General features: G+C 63.6%; 21 protein-coding genes. 9 read left to right on the forward strand and 12 right to left on the reverse strand.

Annotation, left to right across the window (positions count from 1 at the left end):
- Positions 1–49: 49 nt before the first annotated feature.
- Positions 50–2,056, forward strand: a complete 2,007-nt coding sequence (locus AB3X99_RS06850) for a Cache 3/Cache 2 fusion domain-containing protein (RefSeq protein WP_342946953.1) — start codon at positions 50–52, stop codon at positions 2,054–2,056.
- A 209-nt stretch (positions 2,057–2,265) separates the two neighbouring features.
- Positions 2,266–3,387, forward strand: coding sequence for an acyltransferase family protein (locus tag AB3X99_RS06855; RefSeq protein ID WP_368616485.1), 1,122 nt, complete (start codon positions 2,266–2,268; stop codon positions 3,385–3,387).
- A gap of 21 nt (positions 3,388–3,408) precedes the next feature.
- Here the strand turns inward: AB3X99_RS06855 and AB3X99_RS06860 are convergent, their stop codons facing one another.
- On the reverse strand, positions 3,409–5,943 hold the full coding sequence (locus AB3X99_RS06860) for a transglycosylase domain-containing protein (protein WP_368616486.1): 2,535 nt from the start codon (positions 5,941–5,943) through the stop codon (positions 3,409–3,411).
- Positions 5,944–6,249: 306 nt separating this feature from the next.
- Here AB3X99_RS06860 and AB3X99_RS06865 point away from each other — a divergent pair, with 306 nt between their 5' ends.
- Complete coding sequence (locus tag AB3X99_RS06865; RefSeq protein ID WP_368616487.1) at positions 6,250–7,422, forward strand: porin; 1,173 nt, start codon at positions 6,250–6,252, stop codon at positions 7,420–7,422.
- A gap of 12 nt (positions 7,423–7,434) precedes the next feature.
- Here AB3X99_RS06865 and AB3X99_RS06870 read toward each other — a convergent pair whose 3' ends face one another.
- From AB3X99_RS06870 to AB3X99_RS06885, 4 genes are all read right to left on the reverse strand, one after another.
- A complete protein-coding gene (locus AB3X99_RS06870; RefSeq protein WP_028202877.1) occupies positions 7,435–7,731 on the reverse strand; it encodes a hypothetical protein in 297 nt (98 codons plus the stop codon).
- A 105-nt stretch (positions 7,732–7,836) separates the two neighbouring features.
- A complete protein-coding gene (locus AB3X99_RS06875) occupies positions 7,837–8,451 on the reverse strand; it encodes a flavin reductase family protein (protein WP_069261419.1) in 615 nt (204 codons plus the stop codon).
- Positions 8,452–8,648: 197 nt separating this feature from the next.
- Positions 8,649–8,804, reverse strand: a complete 156-nt coding sequence (locus AB3X99_RS06880) for a hypothetical protein (RefSeq protein WP_165822904.1) — start codon at positions 8,802–8,804, stop codon at positions 8,649–8,651.
- A gap of 200 nt (positions 8,805–9,004) precedes the next feature.
- Positions 9,005–9,808, reverse strand: a complete 804-nt coding sequence (locus AB3X99_RS06885; RefSeq protein WP_368616488.1) for a hypothetical protein — start codon at positions 9,806–9,808, stop codon at positions 9,005–9,007.
- Positions 9,809–10,183: 375 nt separating this feature from the next.
- On the opposite strand from AB3X99_RS06885, the gene AB3X99_RS06890 reads away from it, so the two are divergent.
- A complete protein-coding gene (locus AB3X99_RS06890) occupies positions 10,184–11,269 on the forward strand; it encodes an AGE family epimerase/isomerase (protein ID WP_368604933.1) in 1,086 nt (361 codons plus the stop codon).
- A gap of 73 nt (positions 11,270–11,342) precedes the next feature.
- Here the strand turns inward: AB3X99_RS06890 and AB3X99_RS06895 are convergent, their stop codons facing one another.
- The gene (locus tag AB3X99_RS06895; protein WP_069261421.1) at positions 11,343–12,902 is read right to left on the reverse strand and encodes a methyl-accepting chemotaxis protein; all 1,560 of its coding nucleotides are present in this window, start codon (positions 12,900–12,902) and stop codon (positions 11,343–11,345) included.
- Positions 12,903–13,218: 316 nt separating this feature from the next.
- Here AB3X99_RS06895 and AB3X99_RS06900 point away from each other — a divergent pair, with 316 nt between their 5' ends.
- From AB3X99_RS06900 to AB3X99_RS06910, 3 genes are all read left to right on the forward strand, one after another.
- The gene (locus AB3X99_RS06900; protein WP_368616489.1) at positions 13,219–13,671 is read left to right on the forward strand and encodes a plasmid partitioning protein RepB C-terminal domain-containing protein; all 453 of its coding nucleotides are present in this window, start codon (positions 13,219–13,221) and stop codon (positions 13,669–13,671) included.
- Between the two features lie 292 nt (positions 13,672–13,963).
- Positions 13,964–14,659, forward strand: coding sequence for a glycine zipper 2TM domain-containing protein (locus AB3X99_RS06905; protein ID WP_342946945.1), 696 nt, complete (start codon positions 13,964–13,966; stop codon positions 14,657–14,659).
- Positions 14,660–14,776: 117 nt separating this feature from the next.
- Complete coding sequence (locus tag AB3X99_RS06910) at positions 14,777–15,067, forward strand: H-NS family nucleoid-associated regulatory protein (protein WP_368616725.1); 291 nt, start codon at positions 14,777–14,779, stop codon at positions 15,065–15,067.
- Positions 15,068–15,227: 160 nt separating this feature from the next.
- On the opposite strand, the gene AB3X99_RS06915 is transcribed toward AB3X99_RS06910, so the two are convergent.
- The 4 genes from AB3X99_RS06915 to AB3X99_RS06930 all read right to left on the reverse strand — a co-directional run bounded on the left by AB3X99_RS06915 (position 15,228) and on the right by AB3X99_RS06930 (position 21,219).
- Positions 15,228–15,674: a hypothetical protein gene (locus tag AB3X99_RS06915; RefSeq protein ID WP_368616490.1), complete on the reverse strand. Its 447-nt coding sequence runs from the start codon at positions 15,672–15,674 to the stop codon at positions 15,228–15,230.
- Positions 15,675–15,821: 147 nt separating this feature from the next.
- Entirely contained in the window at positions 15,822–16,832 is a 1,011-nt protein-coding gene (locus tag AB3X99_RS06920; protein WP_069261845.1) for a PoNe immunity protein domain-containing protein, read from the reverse strand.
- A 23-nt stretch (positions 16,833–16,855) separates the two neighbouring features.
- A complete protein-coding gene (locus AB3X99_RS06925; protein ID WP_368616491.1) occupies positions 16,856–18,424 on the reverse strand; it encodes a hypothetical protein in 1,569 nt (522 codons plus the stop codon).
- The gene (locus AB3X99_RS06930; protein WP_368616492.1) at positions 18,421–21,219 is read right to left on the reverse strand and encodes a type VI secretion system Vgr family protein; all 2,799 of its coding nucleotides are present in this window, start codon (positions 21,217–21,219) and stop codon (positions 18,421–18,423) included. The genes AB3X99_RS06925 and AB3X99_RS06930 overlap by 4 nt, the downstream gene beginning before the upstream one ends.
- Positions 21,220–21,676: 457 nt before the next feature.
- Between AB3X99_RS06930 and AB3X99_RS06935 the strand changes: the two genes are divergently transcribed.
- Positions 21,677–22,243, forward strand: coding sequence for an alpha/beta fold hydrolase (locus AB3X99_RS06935; RefSeq protein ID WP_368616493.1), 567 nt, complete (start codon positions 21,677–21,679; stop codon positions 22,241–22,243).
- Positions 22,215–22,523 (forward strand): hypothetical protein, encoded by a 309-nt coding sequence (locus AB3X99_RS06940; RefSeq protein ID WP_069261428.1) that lies wholly within the window; start codon positions 22,215–22,217, stop codon positions 22,521–22,523. The genes AB3X99_RS06935 and AB3X99_RS06940 overlap by 29 nt, the downstream gene beginning before the upstream one ends.
- Before the next feature lie 399 nt (positions 22,524–22,922).
- Here the strand turns inward: AB3X99_RS06940 and AB3X99_RS06945 are convergent, their stop codons facing one another.
- Together AB3X99_RS06945 and AB3X99_RS06950 are read right to left on the reverse strand one after the other, a co-directional pair.
- The gene (locus AB3X99_RS06945; protein ID WP_368616494.1) at positions 22,923–23,924 is read right to left on the reverse strand and encodes a transketolase family protein; all 1,002 of its coding nucleotides are present in this window, start codon (positions 23,922–23,924) and stop codon (positions 22,923–22,925) included.
- On the reverse strand, positions 23,921–24,772 hold the full coding sequence (locus AB3X99_RS06950; RefSeq protein WP_368616495.1) for a transketolase: 852 nt from the start codon (positions 24,770–24,772) through the stop codon (positions 23,921–23,923). Before AB3X99_RS06950 ends, AB3X99_RS06945 begins: the two co-directional genes overlap by 4 nt.
- Positions 24,773–24,792: the final 20 nt, after the last annotated feature.

Consider the following 24,792-nt stretch of genomic DNA (forward strand, 5'->3'; position numbering starts at 1 on the left):
CTCGAAGGCGCAGGTTCCTTCTTCACAAGCTCTTTCCGGAACCGAATCCATGCTTTCACGCTTATCAAGCCGCGCGAGTGTCGGCGTGCGCCTCGCCTTGCTATCGTGCGTGCTCGTCGCAGCCATATTTGCCGCCTTCACGTGGGCGATCACGCATTCGGCGGCGACGCAGGTCGGCCACCAGGTGCGCTCGCGCATTGCCGAAAAGGATCAGGCGGTCGCCTCGTCGATCTCGCTCATCAACGGCGCGCTCGAAACCGAAGTCGACCGTGCCATGCAGCTCTTCGAGAGCTTCCTGCCCGGCGCCTTCACGCTCGACCCCACGCAAACGGTCGACATTGCCGGCAAGGCCACGCCGGTCTTCAAGTCCGGCGATCACGTGCTGAATCTGGACTTCACGATCCCCGACCAGTTTCTCGCGCGCAGCGGCGAAATCGCCACCGTTTTCGCGCGCAGCGGCGACGACTTCGTGCGCGTGACCACGTCGCTCAAGAAGCAGGACGGCTCGCGCGCGATCGGCACGCTGCTCGACCGCAAGGGCCCGGCGTATGGCCCGGTGATGGCCAACCGCACCTTTACCGGCCTCGCCCAATTGTTCGGCAAGCAGTACATCACGCAGTACAAGCCGATTCTCGACGCCAGCGGCCACGTGATCGGCGCGCTGTTCGTCGGCGTGGATGTGGGCGCGCAGATCGATGCGCTCAAGAGCGAGATCGCCAAGCTCAAGATCGGCGAGAGCGGCTACTACTTCGTGATGGACGCTTCGAACGGCCCGACGCGCGGCACCTTCCTCGTCCACCCGAGCGCCGTCGGCAAACACTACGACGACGCCGACGCGCCCTGGTCGCGCATGCTCGAAACGCGCGAAGGCACGCTCGACTACACCTCCGCCGACTCGACGCGAGGTGAAGGCGACGCGCGCGCCAAGTTCGTCTCGTTCGTGAGCGTGCCGCAGTGGCAATGGCTCGTGGGCGGCGTCGCCGTGCGCGACGAAATCATGGCCGACGTGAACGCCACGCGCGACCGCTTCGCGGCCATCGGCCTCGTGCTGGTCGCGCTGTTCGCCGCGCTGTCGATCTACGCGGCGCGCCGCCTCGTGAGCCGGCCGCTCGACGCCGCCGCGCACGCCGCCGGCCAGCTCGCCGCGGGCGACCTCACGGTGCGCATCGGCAACGACAGCCGCAACGGCATCGGACAAGGCGATGCAGCGCACGCGCAAGGCACGGCGGGTGCCGACGAGATCGGCCGCCTCACGCGCGCCATCGACGGCATCGGCGTGGGCCTCGCGCAGATCGTCGCGCAGGTGCGCAGCGCCACCGCGCAGATGAGCGAGGACACCTCGCGCATCGCGCAAGGCAGCGGCGAGATCGCTTCGCGCATCGCGAGCCAGGCGAGCAGCCTGGAGGAGACGGCGGCGAGCATGGAAGAGCTCACGTCCACCGTGCAGCAGAATGCCGATCACGCGACGCGCGCCAACACCGTGGTGACGAGCGCAGCCGAAGCCGCGCTCGACGGCGGGCGCGCCGTGAGCCGCGTCGTGGAAACGATGAACGACATCAGCCGCGCATCGCAGAAGATCGCCGAGATCACGGGTGTGATCGACGGCATCGCGTTCCAGACCAACATCCTCGCGCTCAACGCGGCCGTGGAAGCCGCGCGTGCGGGCGAGCACGGCAAGGGCTTCGCGGTGGTCGCGAGCGAAGTGCGCGCGCTCGCGCAGCGCAGCGCGGCGGCCGCGAAGGAAATCTCGGCGCTGATCACCGAATCGTCGTCGACGGTCGAAACGGGCTACCGGATCGCCGGCGAAGCGAGCACGACCATGCGCGGCATCGTCGCGCGCGTGGATGAAGTGCGCTCGATCATCGGCGAGATCAGCGTGGCCTCTCGCGAACAATCGGGCGGTATCGAGCAGGTCAATATCGCGGTTTCGCAGATCGGCGCGGCGACGCAGCAGAGCGCCGCGCTGGTGGGCGACGCCGAGCGCGCCGCCGCCGCGCTCAACGATCATGCAGCGGCGCTCGCCGAACTCGTCTCCGTGTTCAAGGTGCGCGAGTAACGCACGCGTATGCTTCGGCGCGGTCTGTAACGCGGCTCAATGCGTTCGACCGCGCTCGAATAGATACCTGACCCCAATGCGCGCTGAGTCGGCGGAAATCGTTGAGCCCGGTTTCCACTGGATATGCTCGTTACCGAACACACCCCCCATCCCCAGGGCAGATACCCTTGCGAGCACAAGCGATAAGAAAATCGCAAGGGGAACGAGTCATGCAGGGTACCCAGCCGGGATCGAGATACGCCACGCTAGATGGCCTGCGCGGCGCTGCTGCGCTGCTTGTCGTCTTCGTACACTTTCCAATGCTGTGCCACGTGCGTGCCATCGAGCACGGCTATCTGGCGGTCGATCTCTTTTTCATCATGAGCGGCTTCGTCATTGGGAGTGCTTACGACTGTAAACTCGCGTCGGGCGCCTTGAGTTGCCGTCAATACACTCAACTGCGACTGGTTCGCCTGTACCCGCTTTACGGCGCCGGCCTCGTGCTCGGTCTCGTTGCCATGGGGCTGCGTCTGCCCGTATCGAACTGGAGCGAGATCGCTTCGGCGCTGCCGGCAAGCGTGCTGATGCTGCCGTCACACGTCGGCTTGCCTACGTTCTATCCCGGGCCGACGGTCTGGAGTTTTATTTACCCGCTCGACTTTCCGGCCTGGTCGCTGTTCTTCGAGTTGGTGGCGAGCCTTGCCTACGGTGTGTTCTTTCGCGATCTGACGACGCGCACGCTCGTCGCCATCATGTGCGTATCCGGCCTCTGTCTCGTGTACCTGGCCTGCACGTCCTCCATCAGCGGCGGAGTGGCCTGGGACACCTTCGATTCGGGCTTCGCCCGCCTTGGCTACGCCTTTCCCGCTGGCTTGCTGCTCTATCGATTCGGCCGCCCCGTGCGCGAGCGCAGACATCCTGCGGCGCTCGCGGTCATCGTGCTGGCGATCGCACTGCTCTGCATCCCCTGGCCAGCAGCGCATCAAAACGCGATCGATCTGTTTCTCTCGCTGGTGGTCCTTCCTGGAATCGTCTGGGTGGCGTCCCGCGTGGAGCCGCCGGCGCGCCTGCTCCCGCTTGTCGCCTTTTCCGGCCTCGTTTCCTACGGCATCTATGTTCTTCATGTGCCGCTCGGATTCATCGTTCAGGACCTCGTGTCGCGCATTCACACACTGAGCCATCCGTCTCGGGTCATCGCCGCCGTGTTCGTACCGGGCATCGTGCTGCTTGCGTGGGTCGCCAGTCGCTACTACGACGCGCCCGTGCGCCGGGCGCTGCTCACTCACCTGCGCGCCCGGCACGCGGCGCGCCCTGTCGCTACCGGCGCGGGAGAAGCGCGCGCGACTCGCTGAGCCGGCCGCGCGACGCCCCGCTCATTGCCCCTGCTGAGGCTGGGCCACGGGCGGCGTGTAGCTCGCGCTCGCGCCCGGCGTGTCAGGGTCCGCCTCGTCGGGCGTCGGGGTCGGTGCGAGCGCCGGCGCCTGTGCCGGATACGAAGGCTGCGGGGCTTGCGCCGCCGGCGCGCTGGACGGCCCGATGATCGGCGGCAGGCCCATGATCGCGCGCGCGGCGGATTCGGCGGCCGCCGCCGAAGCAGCAGACGGTGCCGATGCCTCCGCTGGCACCGATGCCCCCGCCTCCGAAGCCGCAGCCGGCACGGATGCAGGTGCCGGCGCGCTCACGCGCGGCGGCGGCGCATGCCGCACCGGCGGGGCGGGAGGCGGCGCTTCGTGCTTGCCGAACAGTTTGTCCATCCACGCCCGCAGGTTCTCGCGGAAGGTTTCGAACGCGCCCGGCGTCACCTCGGTGTCGAAGCGCGCACGCGGATCGACGAGGCGCGAGCGCAACGCACGCTGGAAGAAGTCGCCGACGATCGGCAGTGCGCTGCGTGCGCCCTGCCCCCAGTAGTCGTCGAGCGTCACGCGGCCGTCGTCGAAGCCCACCCACGCGCCCGCCACGAGTTGCGGGTCCATCAGGATGAACCAGCCGTCCGTGTTGCCCTGGGTCGTGCCGGTCTTGCCTGCCACGTCGCCGCGTATGCCGAAGCGCGTGCGGATGGCCGAGCCCGTGCCGCGGTTCACGACGTCGCGCATCGTGTCGAGCAGCGTGCGGTCCGCCTCTGCCGAAAGCGCCCGCTCGGGCGAAGCGCTCTCGAACTGCGCGAGCACGTTGCCCTTGTGGTCCTCGATACTCGTGACCATGCGCGGTTCGAGGTACTCGCCGTCGTTGGCGATGGTGCTGTACGCGGAGACCATCTCCTTCAACGTGACCGGGCTCGTGCCGAGCGCGAGCGACGGCACCGGGGCGAGCTGGCTGTCGCGCACGCCCATCGCGCGCGCGAGCCGCGCGACCTTGTCCGGGCCCACCGTCTGCATGAGCTGCGCGGTGATGCGGTTGCGCGAGAACGCGATCGCGTCGCGCAGCGTCATCGGGCGATTGCTCGGCGGCACGTCGTCGGTCGGCTTCCAGATTTCGCCTCCCGCCAGCGGGATTTCCACCGGCTGATCGATGAACGTGTCGCTCGGCTTTGCGCCCGCCGCGTAGGCCGCGCCGTACACGAACGGCTTGAACGTCGAGCCCGGCTGACGGCGTGCCTGCTGCACGTGGTCGAACGGTTCGTCGGTAAAGTCGCGGCTGCCCACCCACGCCTTGATCTGCCCGCTGCGCGGGTCGATGGCGAGGAAGCCCGCCTCCACCGCGGTCTTGCTCTTGCAGAGGTTGCGCATGAAGGTGCGGTCGCCAGCGAGCCGCTTGAGCGCGTCGGCGTCGTTCGCACCGGCGTCGCGTGCGCTCTTGTAGTCCTGCGTTTCGCGCATGAACGTCGCGAACAGGTCGTTGCCGGCCACGCAGCCGTTGCGTCCGCTCCATGCGCCGTTGGCGATGCCCTGGAGCTGGTTCGTGTGCTGGCGCAGCGCGGCGGTGGCCATTTGCTGGAGGCGCGAATCTATCGTGGTGCGCACCACGAGGCCATCCGAATAGATGTTGTAGTCGTTGCGGTCGGCCCACGAAATCAGCCACTTGCGCAGTTGCAGCGCAAAGTGCGGCGCGGGGCCGGGCGGCTCGGTCTGACGCTCGAAGTCGAGGCGCAGCGGCTTCTTCGAAAGCGTGGCGTACTGCGCCTCGCTGAGCTTGCCGTACTTCACCATCTGGCCGAGCACGGTGTTGCGCCGCGCGAGCGCGCGCTCGGGGTTGATCACCGGGTTGTAGTAGGCGTTGCCCTTGAGCATGCCGGTGAGCGTCGCGGCTTGCAGGATGTCGAGCTGATCCGCCGACACGCCGAAGTAGGTGCGCGCCGCCATCTCGATGCCATAGGCGTTGTAGAGGAACGGCACCGTGTTCAGATACGTCTCGAGAATCTGCTGCTTGCTGTACACCGCCTCGATCTTGAACGCCGTGATCGCTTCCTTGATCTTGCGCGTGAGCGTGGGCGCGCGGCCGATTTCATCGGGATATAGATTGCGCGCGAGCTGCTGCGTAATGGTCGAGCCGCCCTGGCGCTCGCCCGAGAACGTGTGCAGCGCCGCGCCCGCCGTGCGCTTGAAGTCGATGCCGTGGTGCTCGTAGAAGCGGTGATCCTCGGTGGAAATCAGCGCATCGACCATGTGCGGCGAGATCTGCGCGAGCGGCACCCATTCGCGGTTCGATGGCTTGAACTCGGCGAGCACCTTGCCGTCGGCGGACAGAATCTGGGCCGGTTCGTCCACCCGCGCCTTGCGGATGTCGCCAATGCCCGGCGTGAACGGAATCAGCACGAGCACGTAGAGCACGACGAGCGCCGGCAACGCGCCAATCGTCATGAGCACACCGCGCCGCGTGGGGTGCCGCACATGGTGGAGCGCACGCGCGAATGCGGGACGGACAAACCCGCCCAGCCGCGCGGCGGCAGGCCTCAGGCGGGACAACGACATCGCGATTCGATCGCGGATCAACGGCACGTAACGCTTCACGCGGCAGGTAGGGTCGGCTGGCAAAGCGTGAATCGTACCAAACTCGCAAGGCCGCTCCTGCTTCGGGCCGGGCGCAAGCCCAGCATCGCCCAAGTCGATGCCCGAGTCGATTTATGACAGAGAGATGAAATCATCCTTCCAGATCGAGGAAGAATCCTCTCCAGTCACAGCCGGTTTTTCCGGCGCCTGTCACTGCCTACACTCCTGTCGCTGTTGCAAACCCGCTTTTGCATACGCCGCGAAACAACAACGCTACAGGAACCTCGAATGAAGAACACCCTCTCGCTCACCACCGCTGCCGCCGTGATCGGCGCCCTCGGCACGCTCGCCGCGCCCGCCGTCCACGCGCAAAGCTCGGTCACGCTCTACGGCCTGATCGACGCCGGCATCATGTACACGAACAACGTCGCGAGCGGCAAGTCGGGCGGCGCGCTCTGGCAGGCAACGAGCGGCAACGTGAACGGCAGCCGCTTCGGCGTGCGCGGCAGCGAGGACCTGGGCGGCGGCCTGCATGCGGTCTTCGTGCTCGAAAACGGCTTCAACGTGCAGAACGGCAAGCTCGGCCAGGACGGCCGCATGTTCGGCCGTCAGGCCTACGTGGGCCTCGCGAGCGACCAGTTCGGCTCGCTCACGCTCGGCCGCCAGTACGACTCGCTCGTCGACTTCGTCGCGCCGCTCTCGGCCACGGCGGGCACCTTCGGCGACACGGGCTTCGCGCATCCGTTCGACAACGACAACCTGAACCACTCGCTGCGCATGAGCAACGCCGTCAAGTTCACGAGCAACACGTATAGCGGCCTGAAATTCGGCGCGTTGTACGCGTTCTCGAACCAGACCGACTTCGCCGTGAACCGCGCCTACAGCTTCGGCGCCAGCTACATCAACGGGCCGCTCGCCATCGCGGCCGGTTATCTGCAGCTGAACGGCACCCAGGGCGCGACGGCAAGCAGCCCGGGCGCGGTGGATCTCGCGGAATCGACGGCCAACGGCAAGGGCGGCTTCGCGCTCGGCGCCGACCGCCTGCGTTCGTTCGGCGGCGGTATCAACTACACCTTCGGGCCGGCGACGGCGGGCTTCGTCTTCACGCGCAGCGAGTATGCGGGCACCAGCTCGTTCGGCTCGCAGGGCGGCGACATGAGCTTCAACAACTACGAAGTGAACGGGAAGTATCAGTTGAACCCGGCGTGGAGTCTCGGTCTCGCCTACACCTTCACGGACGGCCACGTGAGCAACACGACGACCTACGGCGCCGATCCGAAGTGGAATCAGGTGGACGCGCAGGTCGTGTACCGCCTCTCGAAGCGCACCGACCTCTACGGCGAGGCCATGTACCAGCACGCCTCGGGACACAACTATGTGGCGTTCATCAACACGGCGGGCGGCGCGTCGACGACGGCCAATCAAGTGGTGGGCACGGTGGGGTTGCGCGCCCGCTTCTGATCGCGCTTCTCGTCACAACACGAGCGACAGCGCGATCGACACCCACACGGCAGCCGCGCCGCAGAGAAAGGCGCGGCGCGCCATCAGAAAGCGCGACTCGTCGTTGGGCTTCGCGGGCGAGGTGGCGAGCCAGGGCACGCTGCCGAGGCACGCGAAGCCCGCGAGCGCGATGCCGACGACCACCCGGTCGCCGATGCGCCAGGCAGACGGCTCGTGCAGTCCCCAGTAGCCCAGCGCGATCAGGCCGATCGAAAACATCGTCGAGGCGGCAGAACTGAGCGCCACCACCGATCCCGTCGGAGATTGCATGGATTGCCTCCCTGCGCGCTTCGCGCTGTCGGGCCATTATCGGCGGGCGGGCAGCACGCGGCAACGCCGCGACCCGTTCATCCCGAAGCGCACGCCCGCAGCGGCTTACGCGCTCGGCCGCACCATCTGGAACATCTCGCCGATCTGCGCGTAGTCGGCGCGATAGCCCGCGCGCATCACGGGCTGGGCCGCTTGCGTATCGAACAGGCCGTCCTTCAGGAATTCCTCGCGAATGTGCACACCCACCACCTGCCCCAGCGCGAGCCAGTTGTCCATGGGCGCGCCGTCCAGCGTGTTGAGCCGCACGACCTTCAGCAGCTTGCATTCGAGCGCGGCAGGCGACTCGGCCACATGCGGCACCGCCACGCTGCGGCCCGGCGCGGCCGTGAGGCCCGCGAGCGCGAATTCGTCGACGTCGGCGGCGACCGGCGCGGAGGTGCGGTTCATCTGCGGCGCCAGCGCCTTCGACGTGAGATTCCAGACGAACTCACCGGTCTCTTCGATGTTGCTGATGCTGTCCTTGCGGCCTTCGCTGCAGAACCCAATGATCGGCGGAAACGTGGCGAACGCGCCGAAGAAGCTGTAGGGCGCGAGATTGAGCGCGCCGCTTTTTGCGCGGCTGGAAATCCAGCCGATCACGCGCGGCGCGACGATCGCCTTGAATGGATCGTGCGGCAGGCCATGGCCCTGGGCGGGGTCGTAGAAGTAGGTATTGGACATGATGAGGCTTAGCGATTTCGAGGCGGCATCACTATGACACGAGCCGCGCGCGGCTGCCGACAAGCCAGTGGCTTGCAGCCGCCCCAAAACGCAGCAAGGCCGGCTCTCTTGCGAGAGCCGGCCTTGCTGAAGACCTCGCGGTCTGACCGGAGAAACGCGTTGGACGGCGCGCGCCGCCCGAAGCGTTTCAGCTTCGATCAGTCACGCGGCATGCCGAACGGCATGTAGTGCGAACGGCGAACGCGCTCGGCTTCGCGGTGGCGCGCTTCGTACGAGTATTCCGAATCCATCGGCAGATACGGCGACGCGAAGAGGTCGCTTACCTTTTGGAACAGGGCAAAGATGAAGCTCATGGCGACTCCCAGTTAGGCTGCGGTTCAGGGTTTTCCCTAAGACAGAACGAATTATAGGGTTTTCCCTAGGGCAGCGCTAGTGCAGCGCAGCAAAAAAACTGCGACGCGCCGTCGCACGGGGTCGAGCGCAATCGATGCGTTGCAGCAATACAACGCATCGAAATTTCGGGTACAGGGGCAGGATCGCGGGGCGAAGCCGGTCAGCGCGTGGCTTTCTGGGCGCTTTTCGCGTGAGCCGCACGCGTGGAATGGGCCGCTGCGCGGTGCGCGGGCGCGGGCGAGGCCTTGGCGGCCACCGCCCTGGAAGACATACGTGCGGGCGGCGGCGCCGGGGTTTCCGCGGCGGCGGTTTGCGCGGCCACGCGCTGCGACAGGTCGTCGAGCGTGGACTGCTGCTTCAGGATGAATTGCTCGAGGCGCGCCTCGTCGGCGCGGGATTCGTTTGCGAGGCTGTCGAGCCGCACCGACTGCGCGATCCCGAACCCGACCGATGCGAGCACCGCCATCGACGCGGCGGCGAGCATCCACTTTTGTTGCCGCGACGAGGCGACCGCCATACGGCGCTGCTCGGCGAGCGCGCCCTGGAGCGCGTCGAGGCGCTGCGTCAGCGCGTCCGGCTCGGGGGCCGCGTGAGCCGCTTCGGACGCGAACCCGATGGGCTCCACGCCCTCGGCGGGGCCGGCGGCAAACGACGGCTCGGCGACAAAGGCTGCGGGACCCGGTTCCTGCACCACTCCAATGCCCGGCTCCACCGCTTCGGCCACGGCAGGAGCAGCAACTCGTTTCGCCCGCGGCGCGCGGCGCGCAGTCGTTGCAGCCGCAACAGGGCTCGTCGCGCTGGCTTCGTCGACGGGCATTGCCACCGCTTGAGCCGACTCCGGGCTTTCGAAGCCGCTCAGCGTGCCCTGACGCACGGCGGCATCCGCTTCGGCAACGGCCGCGGGCCCGTCGACGGCAAGCGCGTGCGGAGCATCGGATTCGACAGCAAGCGGGGATTCAGTCACGTCGGACGGCGCGGACGTCGCGTGGGGCTGCCACGGCGCGTTGCGTTCGGGATGCGAAGAGCTCAAGGATGCGGTATCTGCGTAATCAGCCATGTGTCAGCGATGCGGTTCGCGTCGCGCGCCGGCCGGTCACGGCCGCTTGGCGACGTCCTCGTGTTCTGGTTCGAACGCGCATTGTCGCATGCCGGAACGCACGGCCAGGGGCTCTTCCCCGACTTACCCAGCCGGCATCGACCAACACCCCGCGCAGGTCAGCAGGTGCGCAGTCGTGGGCGAGCGTGCTGCGCCGCCTGGAATGTCCCGCGTAGTTTGCGAATGCGTACAATCGCCGGCATTGCTCTTTCGATGTGACGCGCTTCGCCGCAACTTTTCGCCATGAACACACCTACGAGCGCAGCCAGCCTGCGCGAGCATTTCGACCGCGTCGTCCTGCCGATGTGGCGCGGCCCCGGCTTCAATGCCGAACTGCGCCTGCCCTACGAGGCGCTCGATGCGGCCGGCGCGACCCCGCTGCCCGTCACGCGCTACCGCGCGATGGCGTGTGCCCGCCAGCTCTTCGTTTTCTCCCAGGCCGGCGACGCCGCGCACGCGCAAACGCTCTTCGAAACGCTGCGCCACACATATCGGGACCCGCAGCACGGCGGATGGTTCTATAGCGTCGACGCAGCCGGCGCGCCGCTCGACACCACCAAGGACCTCTACACGCACGCCTTCGTGGTGTTCGCCACTGCGGCCTACGGCCAGCGCTTCGGCGCGACCGAGGCGCTCGACGTCGCGCGCGAAACGTCCTCGCTGATCGTCGACCGCTTCGCGGCCCGCGACGGCCTGCTCAACGCGGCGCTCGACGCGTCCTTCGCGAGCGTTACCGGCGGCCCGCTGCAGAATCCGCTCATGCACCTCACCGAGGCCTGGCTCGCGGCGAGCGAGGCGACCGGCGACAGCGCGTTCGACACGGCGATCACGCGGCTTGTCGAGGCCCTCGCGCGCGGCTTCCTGCACGCGCCGACGGGCTGCATCGCCGAATTGCCGGTCGGCGCGGCGGACAACCGCCTCGAGCCCGGTCATCAGTTCGAATGGTTCTGGCTGGCTTCGCGTGCGGGCGCCCGGTTGGGCGCGTCGGGACTGGACGAAGCGCTCGCGCGCGCCTTCGTCTTTGCACAGAAGCACGGCGTCGACCCGGAAACGGGCGCCGTGGCGGCCGCGCTCGACGAGCAGGGCCGGGTGATCGATGCGACGCAGCGTATCTGGGCGCAAACGGAATACTTGCGCGCGCTCGCCACGCACGGCGACGCCGCGGTGCGCGCCGCGCTCGCGCCGCAGATCGGGCGCTTCGCGCCGCGCTTTCTCACGCCGCAGGGCTGGGTGGAATGCCGTAGCGCAAACGGTGACGTGGCGCGCGCGGACATGCCGTCCACGACGCCGTATCACCTCTTGACGGCCTATCAGGGCATGGGCGTTTGAGGCACAACCACGCGAAGCGCCGAGGCAGACGGGCGCAAGCCCGCCGCCAAGGCGCCCAGACCGCTCGAGTCGCTTAGGCCGCCAGCACCGCCGGCGAAATCTCGAACGCCGCCACGGCCTCGGAAAGCTGGCGCGTCTGCTGATGCAGCGAAGCCGCGGCAGCCGCGGCCTCCTCGACGAGCGCCGCATTCTGCTGGGTCATCTGGTCCATCTGCGAGACGGCCTGATTCACCTGATCAATGCCCGTGCTCTGCTCGAGCGACGAGGCGCTGATACCCGCCATCATCTGCGTGGCGCGCGAAATCGAGTTCGACACCTCGCGCATCGACTCGCCCGCGCGCTCCACCAGCTCCGAGCCGCCGCGGATCTGCGAAACCGACTCGCTGATCAGCGTCTTGATCTCCTTGGCCGACTGCGCGCTGCGCTGCGCGAGCCCGCGCACCTCGCCCGCCACGACCGCGAAACCGCGGCCCTGCTCGCCTGCCCGCGCCGCTTCCACGGCCGCGTTGAGCGCGAGAATGTTGGTCTGGAACGCGATGCCGTCGATCACGCCGATGATTTCCGCGATCTTGTCCGAGCTTTGCGCGATGCCGCGCATGCGCTCGACCACCTCGCCCACCACGGCGCCGCCGCGTGCGGTCGCGTCGAGCGCCGCCTCGGCCAGCGCGTTCGCCTCGCGCGCGTTGTCGGCCGTGTTGCGCACCGTGCCCGTCAGTTCCTCCATGCTCGCCGCCGTCTGCTCCAGCGACGCCGCCTGCGATTCGGTGCGCGCCGAAAGATCGGCGTTGCCGGTGGCGATCTCGTCGGCGCCCACGTTGATCGAGCCCGCCGTTTCGCGCACGGTGTGGACCGTGCGCGCCAGGCTCGACTGCATCAGCGCAAGGCCCTGGAACAGCCGGCCGATCTCGTTCTCGCCGCGCGCGGCGATGCGCTCGTCGAGGCGCCCGCGCGCGATGCGCTCGAAATGGCGGCCCGCTTCCTCGAGCGGCTCCACTACGCCGCGGCGCAGCGCGAGGTGCACGCCGGTCGCGAGTGCGATCAGCAGGACCAGGATGACGATGCCGACGATCTGGAAGAGCGCGAGGCGCGCGTCGATCGAATCGAGCGAAGCGCGGCTCGCCGCGGCGTTGAACTGCGCAAAGGCGTGCAGTTCGGCGAGATAGGCGTCCTGGTACGACTGCGTCGGCTGGTCGAGGAAGGCCTGCAGATTGTTGCCGTTGAGGTCGTCGATCAGCTCGCCGAGCGCCTTGCGGTACACCTGATAGCGCTCGCCGAGCGCGGCGACGCGCGCGCGATTGTCGTCGTTGATCGGCGGGACGGCCATGAGCGCCGCGAACGTGGTGTCGGCGGCGGCCAGCTGGTCGCGCGCGTGATTGACCATGTCGGTCGGCACCGTGCCGCCGCGGACCATGCGCGTGCCCGCGCGCGAGAGATTGATACGGGCGTCCATCAACTGCTGGGTGATGACGTTGGCGGCGCTCGCCTGCCGCAACGCCACCTTCGAGAGGTCGGCCACGTCGTCGTGCGTGCGCGTAAGCGACCAGTAACCAAGTCCTGCGGTCACGAGCTGTAGTACGCAGAACGCGACGAGGACACACAACAGGCCGGATGCGACCTTGATCTTGCTGAACATCGGGACACCTGGATGGCAGTGAATGAGTGAGGCGCGAGCATGTGATCGCTCGGGCCCGCACTGCGTTTACGGCCACGCAAACCCGATTTTTGAGCCCTAAACCGTGAAAAAATGCCCCAAAATGCGCAACGGATCATTTCGGCAATGGTTACACGGTCATTCCACGCATTTCTCGCAACAATAGAATGCCGGCTGGACCCTTACGGCATATCGGATGAGGCCGCCGTGCTGCCTGCCGACAAAGCCTGCCCGGCGACACCTTTAAGGCGCTGAAGCAGATGAAGCCTTCTCGGCAAATGGAGGTTGTCGAGCTCATGTGTGGGCAGGGAAACTTCACGGCGGCCTTGCGCGGGCGATTGTTGCTGCCACTCCGCCGGAGCAACTCGAAATTGATGCTGGTACTCGTGGGAAACTGGGCAACGAAGTGTCAGAGCAGCTCGCTCATCTCGACCGTGAACTCGCAACGCTTCAAACTGGTGTAGCACAGACCGATGAACGCCATGGCATCGAGCAGCTACATCTCACGGTGTCAGCCGCTTATATTGCAACACTCCTCAGCAATGAGGGCGTGAGCCGTTGGCTATATGAGCATCATCGCGACTTTGCTGCGCAATCGAAACCATCAGCCTGGAAGCTCGGAATGAACGCTTCAGGTCGGAATCGAGCGGACCACGGTCGAAAAATTTTCGCCGTATCGGAGAAAAGCGACCTGGTGTTTCCTCGCAAAGGTAACTTGCATCGCTGTGTTAGCGCCAGTCGTTCGGCGTGAGTCGAGCGACTGGGCTACTCTCTGGCCGCAATTCACTTGGGGCAGTGCGAGGCACGTACCCAGCCAAGTCACCTCTTTGGACGATTAGTACCACGGACGGGCGACGCAACCAGAGAATTATCAGGACTCGGAGACAGAGCTGACGTCCTTGACGCTTTAACGGTCCGCCCTCGAAGACGCTTTCCCTTGCCCCTCCGTAGAGCACTACAACTGCTTACAAATCTCACACTGGCCCGGTGCACCGCTGTGTCGATTGCGGCGTTCTTGCTGACACACCTCAACGGAGCGCGACATGAGCACCAATCTGAATTCCGGTTCACCGCAGCGTAGTCGCATTCATCCTTTGGTTGCCGGCGCAGCCGTGGCAGTCATCCTGGCCAGCGCTACAGGTATCGCGGCGATGACAGGCGTGCTTCCGACATCCCGAGCTGTGACCGCTCCTCCGACGCAAGCTATTCCGGTCGCTGCACAAGTCGCGAGCACACCGGTCGCTTCACCGCAATCGAGCGCGGAGCAGCGCGTGACCAGGGAGGAAGCGCCCGCCCAGCCGCGCGTCCATCATCACCATAGCGTGCCAGTTGAGCAGCCCCCGCGGTATGCAAACAACGACACATATCAATCGTCGGCACAACCGGCTCCGAGACCAGTCGCCGTTGACCCGAACGCCGGAGAAGTCGTCGCAGTCAATACGGTCCAGGAACCCGAGCCGACAACGGGTCTCGGAGCCGTAGGCGGTGCAGTCGCCGGCGGGCTGTTGGGAAATCAGGTCGGCGGGGGGCGCGGTCGCGTTCTGGCAACGATTGCCGGCGCCGTCGGCGGTGGCCTTGCAGGCAATGGCATTGAGCATGCTGTTCGCAAGGCGACGAGTTACCAGGTGCAGGTCAGAATGCAGGACGGTAGCTACCGGAACTTCAACTATTCAACGCAGCCGCCGGTCCAGGTCGGCGAGCGCGTTCATGTCTCAGGTGACTCCCTGAGCGCGTCGTAATCAGCCTGTGTTATCCTGGCGACCTGCGATAACCTGCTCAAGGATTGCATTCAGGGCGAGCACAACTAGATGGACGAACGGAAACGCGAAAGCATAGTGGCCTATCTTCGGCGCAGGATGGCTGAGCTCGAAATCGACCCAGAGGATGTCGCCGCTTCTATCGCCGCGGACCAAGAACGACTGCGCGCGGCAAAGTACCGCGACGCCTTTGGAAATACCTGGGACGGCAAGGGCAATACCCCTCAGTGGGTCGTGCAGGCGACGAGCGCGGGCCAATCGCTCGAGCATTTTGCAATCCGTGTGCCAGCAGAACCACAATCGGGCAAGCGCGCTGACGTGGACTGGCGACGGGACCCGTTTGCTGGTACCAGACTGGCCACAGTCCGGCCTGAGCCACTTCACGCGTAAAAAGCTGTGCATAGCGTCTCGTGACCGGAGCGCGCTCATCGTTCGGAGAGGAAATCGGTAGTCTCGAAGAACTCTTCCAACCTCCTCTTGAGTGGACGCTCGTGCATCCAAACTTCTTTGGTCGCGACGTGCACGGAGTGTTTCACAGTCGACCCGTTGGCTATTCGACGTTGACGACGTCTGAGCAACGACGGGAGGCCGGTGTAATAGCGATGTGCTTCGCAATGGTCGAGGATTGCCCGCAGAGGTCGGTCACCTTGAGCTTGGGAAGGTCGAAGACGAACTTTTTCCCCTTCCTTGTCACCAGAATCTCGCCAGCGCTCGTGGAGAAAGACTGAACGCCCGGTGCAGTGTCAGACACCGTCGCTACATTGGAGTCGACAGAGCACGAGTTGATGCTCTCCTCGGCCGGAGTGCCTGCCGTGTAGCTGAACTTGCTCACCTTCTCGTCGTCGACGGTCACATGCAGGTAATGGCTAACAATATTCCGGTCCGCCGTGCATCGGTACTTGACAGGTTTGGCTTGGCTCGTGCCAACGGCGCACGCAAGTGCCGGGACCGCCACGGCGAGGGTCGAGACAGTCCTCTGTATCAGGATTCGGGTCATTTTTGAATCGCTTCCCGCTCGCGCGTGGGCGGGGTGTCTGCGATTTCACGCAGTCAGCAGGCGAATAATCTTCCGTTGATTTGCTGACGCGCCCAGAAATCTACTTCCGTACGCAGCGTGCCCTTGCTGACTGAACTCACCTAGACCTCAGGCTTTACGTTCGAACTCCCACAGCGCCGGCTGTGGTCGGTACGCGCCATTCCGGTCGGGTGCGAAGACATCCGGCATCGCATCCCCCTGATTTACCAGCACACCAGGTACGTTGTGGCCTTGTGCTTTCCAAACGCCGGTTTCCGGACACGTCTGCCCCGTTCGTACCGTCATTGGTCCACTATCCCGGCGTATTGGCGCGCCGTCTTCCGCTGCATCGAAGTTGCGCGCGAAATCAGCGAGGTCCTTCGGATACAGCAGATGGTCGCGGAAAGAGCTGTCGTCCAGCTGCAGCAGAAATGCGACCGCTGCCGCCTCAACTGCCCAGTAGCCGACGTAGGTACCCTTGCCATTCTTCTGGGCTTCCAGATGTCCGTCGTGCCATGGAGCTGCGGCCATTCCCGGATACCAGGCTTCGAGGTATTCCGTCATGTCGTCGACAGATTCCTTCTTCGTCTCGCGATAGAGACTGAACACGAGGGGCCGATACGGCACGTCGTGATACCAGCTATCTACGTTGATTCGACCATCGAGTTCGTAAGCCAGCAGGTCCTCATACAACGTGTCCTTCCCCCGATAGGAGGGGTCAAACATCTCGACGATGCGCGGCAGCAGGTCACGTCGATGCAGCAGGTAGCAAAAGCCGATGAGCTGCATCGCCGTTTCATATTCGCCAATTTCTTCAAAGACCAATGGCGGTTCGCCGGCATCCTGTCGATTCAGCCGTTGAGCTTTCGCGTACCGTTCAAAGGCTTCGAGAACCGGCTCAAGTTCACCACGCAGCAGCTTGAGGTCCGCTCCACCTGTATACAGGAGTAGGAAGCGTCGATAGACATCGGAAACGAGGTAGCGCTGCGTCAGCGCCTTCCGCTCGTTCTCATTGCTGCCGGTTGGCGCAGTATTTTCGGACCAGTACGCGATGCCGTCATCAAGGAGGTCCAAACGCCACTTGAAGTAGTCCTCGCCAAGAAAGCGTTGCCGCCGTGTCGAATCGAAGTCTTCGTTCATATCCATAATCTCTTAGCCCTAGGCTATCTTATCCTGCTCGCTTTCAGCTTGACCGCTTCTTCAACCTCTCCCTCCTTGTAGTGATGGGTGAAGGGAAGGTCGTGGTCAGTATGGTCGTGTTCAGCGCCCGTCGTGAGCGCTTCGACGTGTTGCACGGCGGACGGAAGGTAGAACGGGACGTACAGCAGATGTCGCGAGTACCCGGACCTCAAAATCGTGTTGACCAGGCCTTGGTCCGAAACGGCTCCGGAGAGTTTGGCTTCAATCCACTCGTGACTCATCTGGACCCGGGCGATTTTTGCACTGCTCGGTCCGGTCGCGGTGGTCTTGTCCTTCGGCGTTGTGTCCGCTGTCGGCGTTGCGGAGTCGGCCTGCTGCTTTCTCGCAGGACTGCTCTCATTTGCGGAGCCACCTGGTGTTGGTTTTCCACCGCCAGATGCAGGCTTCCCGCCGCCAGGCTTGCCGCTACCTCTGGTCGGCAACGCTGGCCCTGCGTCGTCCGGCGGCTCAAGCAGGTCCTGGGCAGGAGGGCGCACCGCCTCCTTAATCGTTCCGAGCTTGCTGGAGATATTGTGCTTTGCGTTTGGGTCTTGCAGCTTTCGCGTTGTCGTCGACGATTTCATTTCGACGATGGCGAAGTCCTTCATCTGGTTGCTAAAAGGGGCGGCACGCCAAACACCGTCGATGCCGTGACCACGTGCCTTGACGTCGAAAAGCTTGTTCAGCTTGCCCTTATCGTTGAGCTTGCCCATAACCCGCAGCCCCGGCTGCTCACTCCACTTGCCGCTCAGGCCTTTGTCGTGGTCCTTCCAGCCATTTCCCCATTTAAGCTTTTCATAGCAGTAATAGTCGCCGATGTGCTCACCCAGAATGCCCGTGATATTCGTCGTGATGTCGGTGACAGCGAGCTTGGCATTGACGACGCCGCGCGAGGGCGTCGGCACAGGTCGGTCCTGGCCTGTTTTGGCTTCTTCGCCCTTTGCACCTGGCTTGTCAGTCGTTCGGTGCTCCTCGAGCGTGCTGACGGCTGACGAGTTCGGCTGCTTTTTGCGCCAATGAAGCAGCTTGCGCTGGACGAACTGCGCGAGCCAGTATGGCAGGTTAGTTTCTACAAAGGCCAGTGCCTGCATGAACGTGGCTTGAACACTCGTAGGCATCTCGCGATACAGCCAGGACTTCTGGATATGTTCACGAGCCTCCGTGAGGTACGTCTTGACGCCCGTTGCATCGAACAGCTTGTCGATGAGCGCATCCGGGCTGATCTGGAGGTGCGCACGCTGAAGCACCAGACGCAAAATGTCGAACAGCAGTGGGCCATATATTTCGGACTTGTGGTTGACCAGGCGAAACGTCCGCTTGACGCCGGCGCCGACGACAGGAACCCAGCCCACGACGGCGAATACCAGGTCGATGCCGGCCTCGATTTTCGTTATCTCGTCCACACTTTCGCGAGCGTTCCAGACCGTCCAGACGCTTTCCGTCGTGTCGTAGACGTTCTGCGCGACGTAGAAAAGCGGGAAGGCGTTAGACGCCATCGACAGCCCAATCTCCTTGGCCGCATCTTCGATTGCCTGCTGGTCGTTAGCGTTCATGTCACGTCCGGTCGGCCAGAGAATTTGTTGAACAGGCTGAAGAGGTTTTCGTCCGTGATGCCGTCATGGCCGCCTGCGTGGAGTTCCTTGAGGATGTCTTCCTGCTCAAGCGCCTTCGCCGCCTGCACGGGCTGCGGGGTGAAGGGTCGCGCGTCTTCTCCGAAGAAGACCTTGGCGGGCCCGTCGGGCACGTCCCGAAGCAGAGCATGCCCGTTGCCGTCGAGCTTGCCCGCCATCGTCGTGCCGTTTTCGAACGCCACCTTGTAGGGCGCATTGGGCACGGCCTTCAGGTTGTCGTCCATCAGGTTGAGCTCGAGCTTGTTGTGCAGGTCGCCCTTCGGCAGTGTGGGCAGGTCGTAGGGACGGCTCGTGGGGCCGTTGAATGCATGCTGCGCACCCTTGATGTCTATCTGCCCGGGAGCATGAATCTCGATGTTGCCATCCTTGATACGGATGTACGCGCCTCCGGCTGTCAGCAGGACGCCCTGGCTCGCAGCCACTTCCACGTTTTCGGAGGCCGACAGCACCTTCACTGTCTTCTGCGCGGTCAGCTCGATGTTGTCCGAGTGCGCGCGAATCTCGACCTTGCCCTTCGCGGCGAAGAGCTTCATCCCTGCGTTCTGGACGAAGAGGCTGATTTTGTCGGTCACGCTCGCAAGCAGCGACTTGCCTGTGGCGATATGCGTGCTTTGACCGCTGACCAGGGTGAGCTGCTCGTCGGCGCTCACGTGCACTGACTGCTGCGTCGAGACGCCGATTCCCGCCGGGCTTGCCGCCAGGAGAATGGGCTCCTTGAACGCATTGGCCGAACCAGTGCCGCCGCCGGCAGTACGCCCCCCGCTCGCCTGGCCATGGACGCTATCAGTCGACGCTGCGGTGAAGGCTTTGAGCGCGTCCTGGCCTGCTTGCAGGCTTTCGGCCTGATGCGTCGTGCTCGCGCTGCTGAGCGATTCGAGAAGGTTGCCTGCGCCTGACAACTGCCCTCGTGCGGCGCTTACGTCAAGTTGCTGCGCGTTCGTGCCTGCGGCTGCGTGAGTCGAGAGGAACAGCCCGCGGTTCGCGCGCAGCGCGCCGTAGGCATCGGTGCGTAGTTCGAAGCCGCTGCCGAGATAACTGCCACGCGTGTTCCCGTCCTGGGCAATGAGGTAACCCATGTGCAGCATGGAGTTACCTTGGGACGACAGCAATTGCAGCCGATTCTGTGCTGTCGCGTCGTCCATCAGGAACTGGTTGAAGCCGCCCGCGCCACCGTATTCACGCGACCGAAAGCCGGAGAGCATGCCATTCGAGTGCCAATGCGGCTGCGTCGCGCCGTTATAGACGCGCCCTGTCGCGATGGGCCGGTCGCAATCACCGCCGACCCAGTCGATGGTCACTTCTTCGCCGATGCGGGGCACGTGGACGCTACCATAGCCGCTTCCCGTGTCCGAGAACGCGGCGCGCACCCAGCACGTCGCGGCGGACGCCTCACGTCGGTCCCAGTGCATGCGCACGAGGATGCGGTTGAGCGAATCGGTGTAGACCTCTTCGTTCTCCGGGCCCGTCACCGTTGCCGTCTGAAGGTGCATGACCGGCTTGCGGTGTTCGAACGGGCTGCGAAACGGAACCTTCAGTCGCTGCGCCTCGACCTCGACGAGAAAGAAGCCATCGCTGCCATCGCCGACGGAATCTTCGACCGAGAACGCAGCTGCGCACTGCTCATACGTAGCGCGAACCGCCGCCAGACGTTCAGAGAGGCTATGCGGGAACGCGTGAGTCTCGCTAACCGGGATATTGTTCCGGATATACCACGAGGCTTCGATGACCGCGAACTTCCGGTCCTCGCCATCGTCCTGCTCGTGGGCGGGATGGTAGTCCAGCGAAAACCAGCGGCCGACGTCGATGCTGCGCAGGCCTCCGACGCCAAAAAAACGCTTCGCGCGCGACTCCCACTCTTCCAGCTTGAGCTTGGTGAGCTTGTCGCCACGGTCGCTTTCCTGCCAGCTATAGGCGCCGGTGTATTCGTAGACCTCCGCCTGTTCCGGCAGGTCGCCCTGATTCACGACCGTCGGAAACGAAGTCTCCTTGGTGGTGCCGGGAGTCTTGTAGTCAAAGGTGCGCGAGCTGTAGCTCGTGCTTTGAAGCGTGCGCGTGCCGGACCACTGCACAAGCGCTTCCGTCTGGCTGGAGGTACCGGCGCGGTAGAAGTCGACCTCCTTGGGCGACATGGCCTTGAGCGAATAGAGGTCGTCGGTCACGACAAGCGTGTGTGACTTTCCGTCATCGGCGTGTTCGAAGTAATAGAACCAGCCTTCGGACTCGAGCAACCGGTGCACGAAAGTCCAGTCGTCCTCGTACTGAACGCAGAATGACCGAACCGGCGATGCGTTTTGAATGTCAAACCGGAATGCCCCGGCCGCCTGCGGATGCATCTGAAAGACAGATTCGAGGATAGCCTCTACTGACTTGTCCTGGAAAATCTGCGCGTCCTTACGGAACTTCAGGAAATGCAGCCATGAGGAGTAGCCCAGTTGGTAACTCGTTAGCTCCCCGTCGGCGCCAAGCCGGCGCGCGGTATGGACGTAGCCATGCTGCGGGCGATAGGACTTGTCGGCACGCTGAAGCCAGAGCGTGACCGGCTGCGCAATAAGAGACTTCAGCTCGAGCGAGCTGTTCGTCGAGACAGCGTCGATGACGTATTCGAAGTTACGGCCAAGCCGTGAGGTACCCGTCACGGTTTGCGGCAATAGCGCATTCGCCCCCGCAGGGGAGTCGAGTTTTACGAGCCGGTCAGCCTGGAATAATGCAGACTGCATAAATGAGATAATGTCCTGCGCTCCCATTTAGATTTTCCTTGTCGGGGCATCCCTTAAAGTCGACCGAAATCATAAGGGGATTTTTCCGGCTCGACAATTCCGTCTGATTGAAGCCCTCGACATTTAACATTCCCTGATGAAAACGTCATGACTGCCGTGCTCACTCTGGGTGCCACGCGATGACTGGCGGCCCTGAGCGGCCTTGGCGTTCTCCTTTTGATATTCCTCAGCAGTCGAGTTGGGGCATACGGCGGTACGCCGGCGTATCGGTCCTCGTGAAAAAAATCGCCACTGGCGAGTCGTTTGATGACGCATCTCGCGGGCGTTTCAGAAAATCTATGATGAGCAATTTCGTCATTAGCGGCCGCCTCTCTTGAATAATCGCGCGGAGGCGCAACTATCTCCGTACTTTGCAAGTCCACCACACAGCCATAAACTAACTTCCAGGAACTGGACCGTGCGCTTGATTTTCCGAATTGGCCTAATCTTGCTGTCAATACTCGCCGCGCTACTTATTGCGGGAACAGGCTATGAAGCGCTCCAGCGGCACCTCGCGACTGAGAACCATCAACCGCCGGGTGAGATGGTGAACATCGGCGACCGGCGCATACAGCTCAACTGCACTGGCAATGGCTCTCCGACCGTGGTGTTCGAATCCGGCCTGGGCATTAGCGGTTCGCTGGACTGGTCGGCCGTCCAGCCATCCGTTTCGAAGGTCACCCGCGCCTGTTCATATAGTCGCGCAGGAATCATGTGGAGCGACCGCAGCTCAGAAGCACAAGGCGCCAAATCGGTTGCTGAAGATTTGCATCGCGCATTGCAGGTCGCTGGGGAACGCGCGCCCTTCGTGCTCGTCGGTCAATCGCTCGGTAGCGCTTACATCATGACTTATACAAGGAGCTATCGCGTTGCAGAGAACGTTGGACGTTCCACACGGAAGACGTTAATCTGGAAGCACTTCATGAACAGTCTGACCACCGTCAAGGAGCTGGCACATGGAAGTGAGCACCGAAGCGCTTGTTGAGATGCTGTGTGAAGTCGAGGCAGAAGACCCAATCGACTATGCGGACCTACCGTTCGGCGAACAGGAGCTACGACGCCTTGTCATGTGCTCGCTGGTAGAACGGCACCACGTTGTAGAGGCGGCGATGTCGGACTCGGACCTCCATGCGATGTACCTGCTGAGCACCGCGAAGCTTGTTCTCGAGAACACGGTGCTCCACGCTCGTCTGCTTTTGCTTCAGGGACAACAGGTCGACATTCAGTCGCTCCTCGCTCCGTTCACCCTCAAGGGCAAAAAATAACGAGGCGGAATGCGTACCGAGAAAGGAGCTCGTTTTGTCTCCTCCTCAGTACGCAGCCAAGGCACCGCCTTCCCAAACCTAGCTGTGCAGAAACCGGTGCACGGCCCGTCAAAGGCAGTATGCGAAGCCTGCCGCGAATACGCTAGTCCGCGGTCGTCTCTTGAGCCCTGAGTTCAATCCATGTTGGCTGGTGCCTGACGCTTGCAAGAACACGCCGAGGTCACCACGGGCTACAGATGCCGTCACATCGCTTTCCCGCGGCGCGAGACCTGGATAAAAAATAGCCCACCGGTAGTGGGCCTAGTCCATTCCACGTGATACATGGAGGAGACGCTTGAAAAGCGAGTATCGCCAGCGTACGCATCTCCTACACGCGAACGCCTGCTGACCAGCTGACGTTTAAGTCAGCCACTGTTTGATGTTGGCCGCCATGACATTTGTCGAAATGCCATAGCGGTCGTGGAGCGTCGGCAGTGCACCGGCGTCGAGAAACTCGTCGGGCAGCGCGACCTGTTTGAACGTACACGAAACGCCGGCGCTCAAGAGCGTGGTTGCGACAGCTTCACCCAAACCGCCTATAACCGTATGGTTCTCAGCGACGACGACCATGCGCCCCGTCCGCTTTGACTCGCGGATGATGGTCTCCGTGTCGAGCGGCTTGATGGTCGGAACGTGCAGCACTGCAACGTCCACCTTGTCCGACGCCAGCGCCTTCGCAGTTTCCAGCGCACGCATTGTCATGATGCCCGACGAAATGATGAGGACGTCGTTGCCATCGCGCAGCATCTTGGCTTTGCCGAGTTCGAACTGATAGTTGTACTCGTCGAGCACCGCGGGCACGTTGCCACGCAGAAGGCGCGCATAGACCGGACCCTTATGCGCCGCGATGGCCGGTACCATCTGTTCAATGTCGAGCGCATCGCACGGGTCAATTACCGTCATGTTTGGCATTGCGCGCATGAGCGCAAGGTCTTCAGCGGCCTGGTGGCTCGGGCCGTACCCGGTCGTCAGGCCAGGCAGCGCGCAGACGATTTTGACGTCGAGGTTGTCCTCGGCGATGGTCTGATGAATAAAATCATACGCTCGACGCGTCGCGAACACGGCGTAGGTGGTGACGAACGGCTGCGCTCCTTCGTGGGCGAAGCCGGCGGCAGCGCCCATCAGAAGCTGTTCCGCCATGCCCATCTGGTAGTACCGGTCCGGGAACTCTTTTGCGAAGACATGGAGGTCGGTGTACTTGCCCAGGTCGGCCGTCATGCCAATGACATTCGTCTTCGCGCGAGCCAATTCGACAAGTGCATGCCCGAACGGCGCAGAGCGTGTCACCTGGCCTTCGCCGGCGATGGACGCAATCATCGCCGAGGTCTTCAGACGAGGCTTTTTATCGACGACCGAGTTCATGCTTTGCTCCCTGCAAAAGTTTCATCAAGTGCGTCCAGCGCCAGCTTCCATTCATGAGCGTCCACCCGGATGAAGTGGTTCTTCTCCCGCTGCTCGAGGAAAGGCACGCCGCAGCCCATCTTCGTGTCGCACACGATGATTCGCGGTTTAGCCTCTTTCAGATTTCGAGCGTTGTCGAAGGCCGCCTTCACGGCATTGATGTCGTTTCCGTTTACGCGTTGCACGTACCAACCGAACGCTTCGAGCTTCGGTACGAGCGGCTCGAAAGCCATGATTTGCGTCGACGGGCCGTCGGCCTGCTGGTTGTTGACGTCGACCATCGCAATCAGGTTGTCAAGCTTCCAGTGCGCCGCCGAGAGGAGACCTTCCCAGATGGCTCCTTCGTCAAGTTCGCCGTCGGAGAAGAGCGTGTACACGAACGATTTAGAGCCTTTGCGCTTGAGTCCGAGACACCGGCCCACGGCAATCGTTAGCCCCTGGCCGAGCGACCCACCGGACATCTCCATCCCCGGGGTGTAGCTCGCCATTCCGGACATGGGCAGACGGCTGTCGTCGCTGCCGTAGGTCTCCAGTTCTTCTTCGGGAAGAATGCCCGCTTCGAACAATGCAGCGTACAGCGCGATTGCGTAATGACCATTCGACAACAGGAATCGGTCCCGGTCCTCCCAGTCTGGCTCCGCCGCGCGGTAGTTCATCGCGCCGAAATATGAAACGGCCAGAACGTCAGCGATGTCGAGCGCTTGGCCGATATAACCCTGGCCCTGTACTTCGCCCATTAGCAAAGCGTTACGGCGGATGCGGTATGCGCGCTCAGCGAGCGACACATCCTCGATGACGGTTGTACTCATTTACTCGTCTCCTGGAAAGA

Source organism: Paraburkholderia sp. BR10882, assembly GCF_040948855.1.
GTDB lineage: Bacteria > Pseudomonadota > Gammaproteobacteria > Burkholderiales > Burkholderiaceae > Paraburkholderia > Paraburkholderia nodosa_A.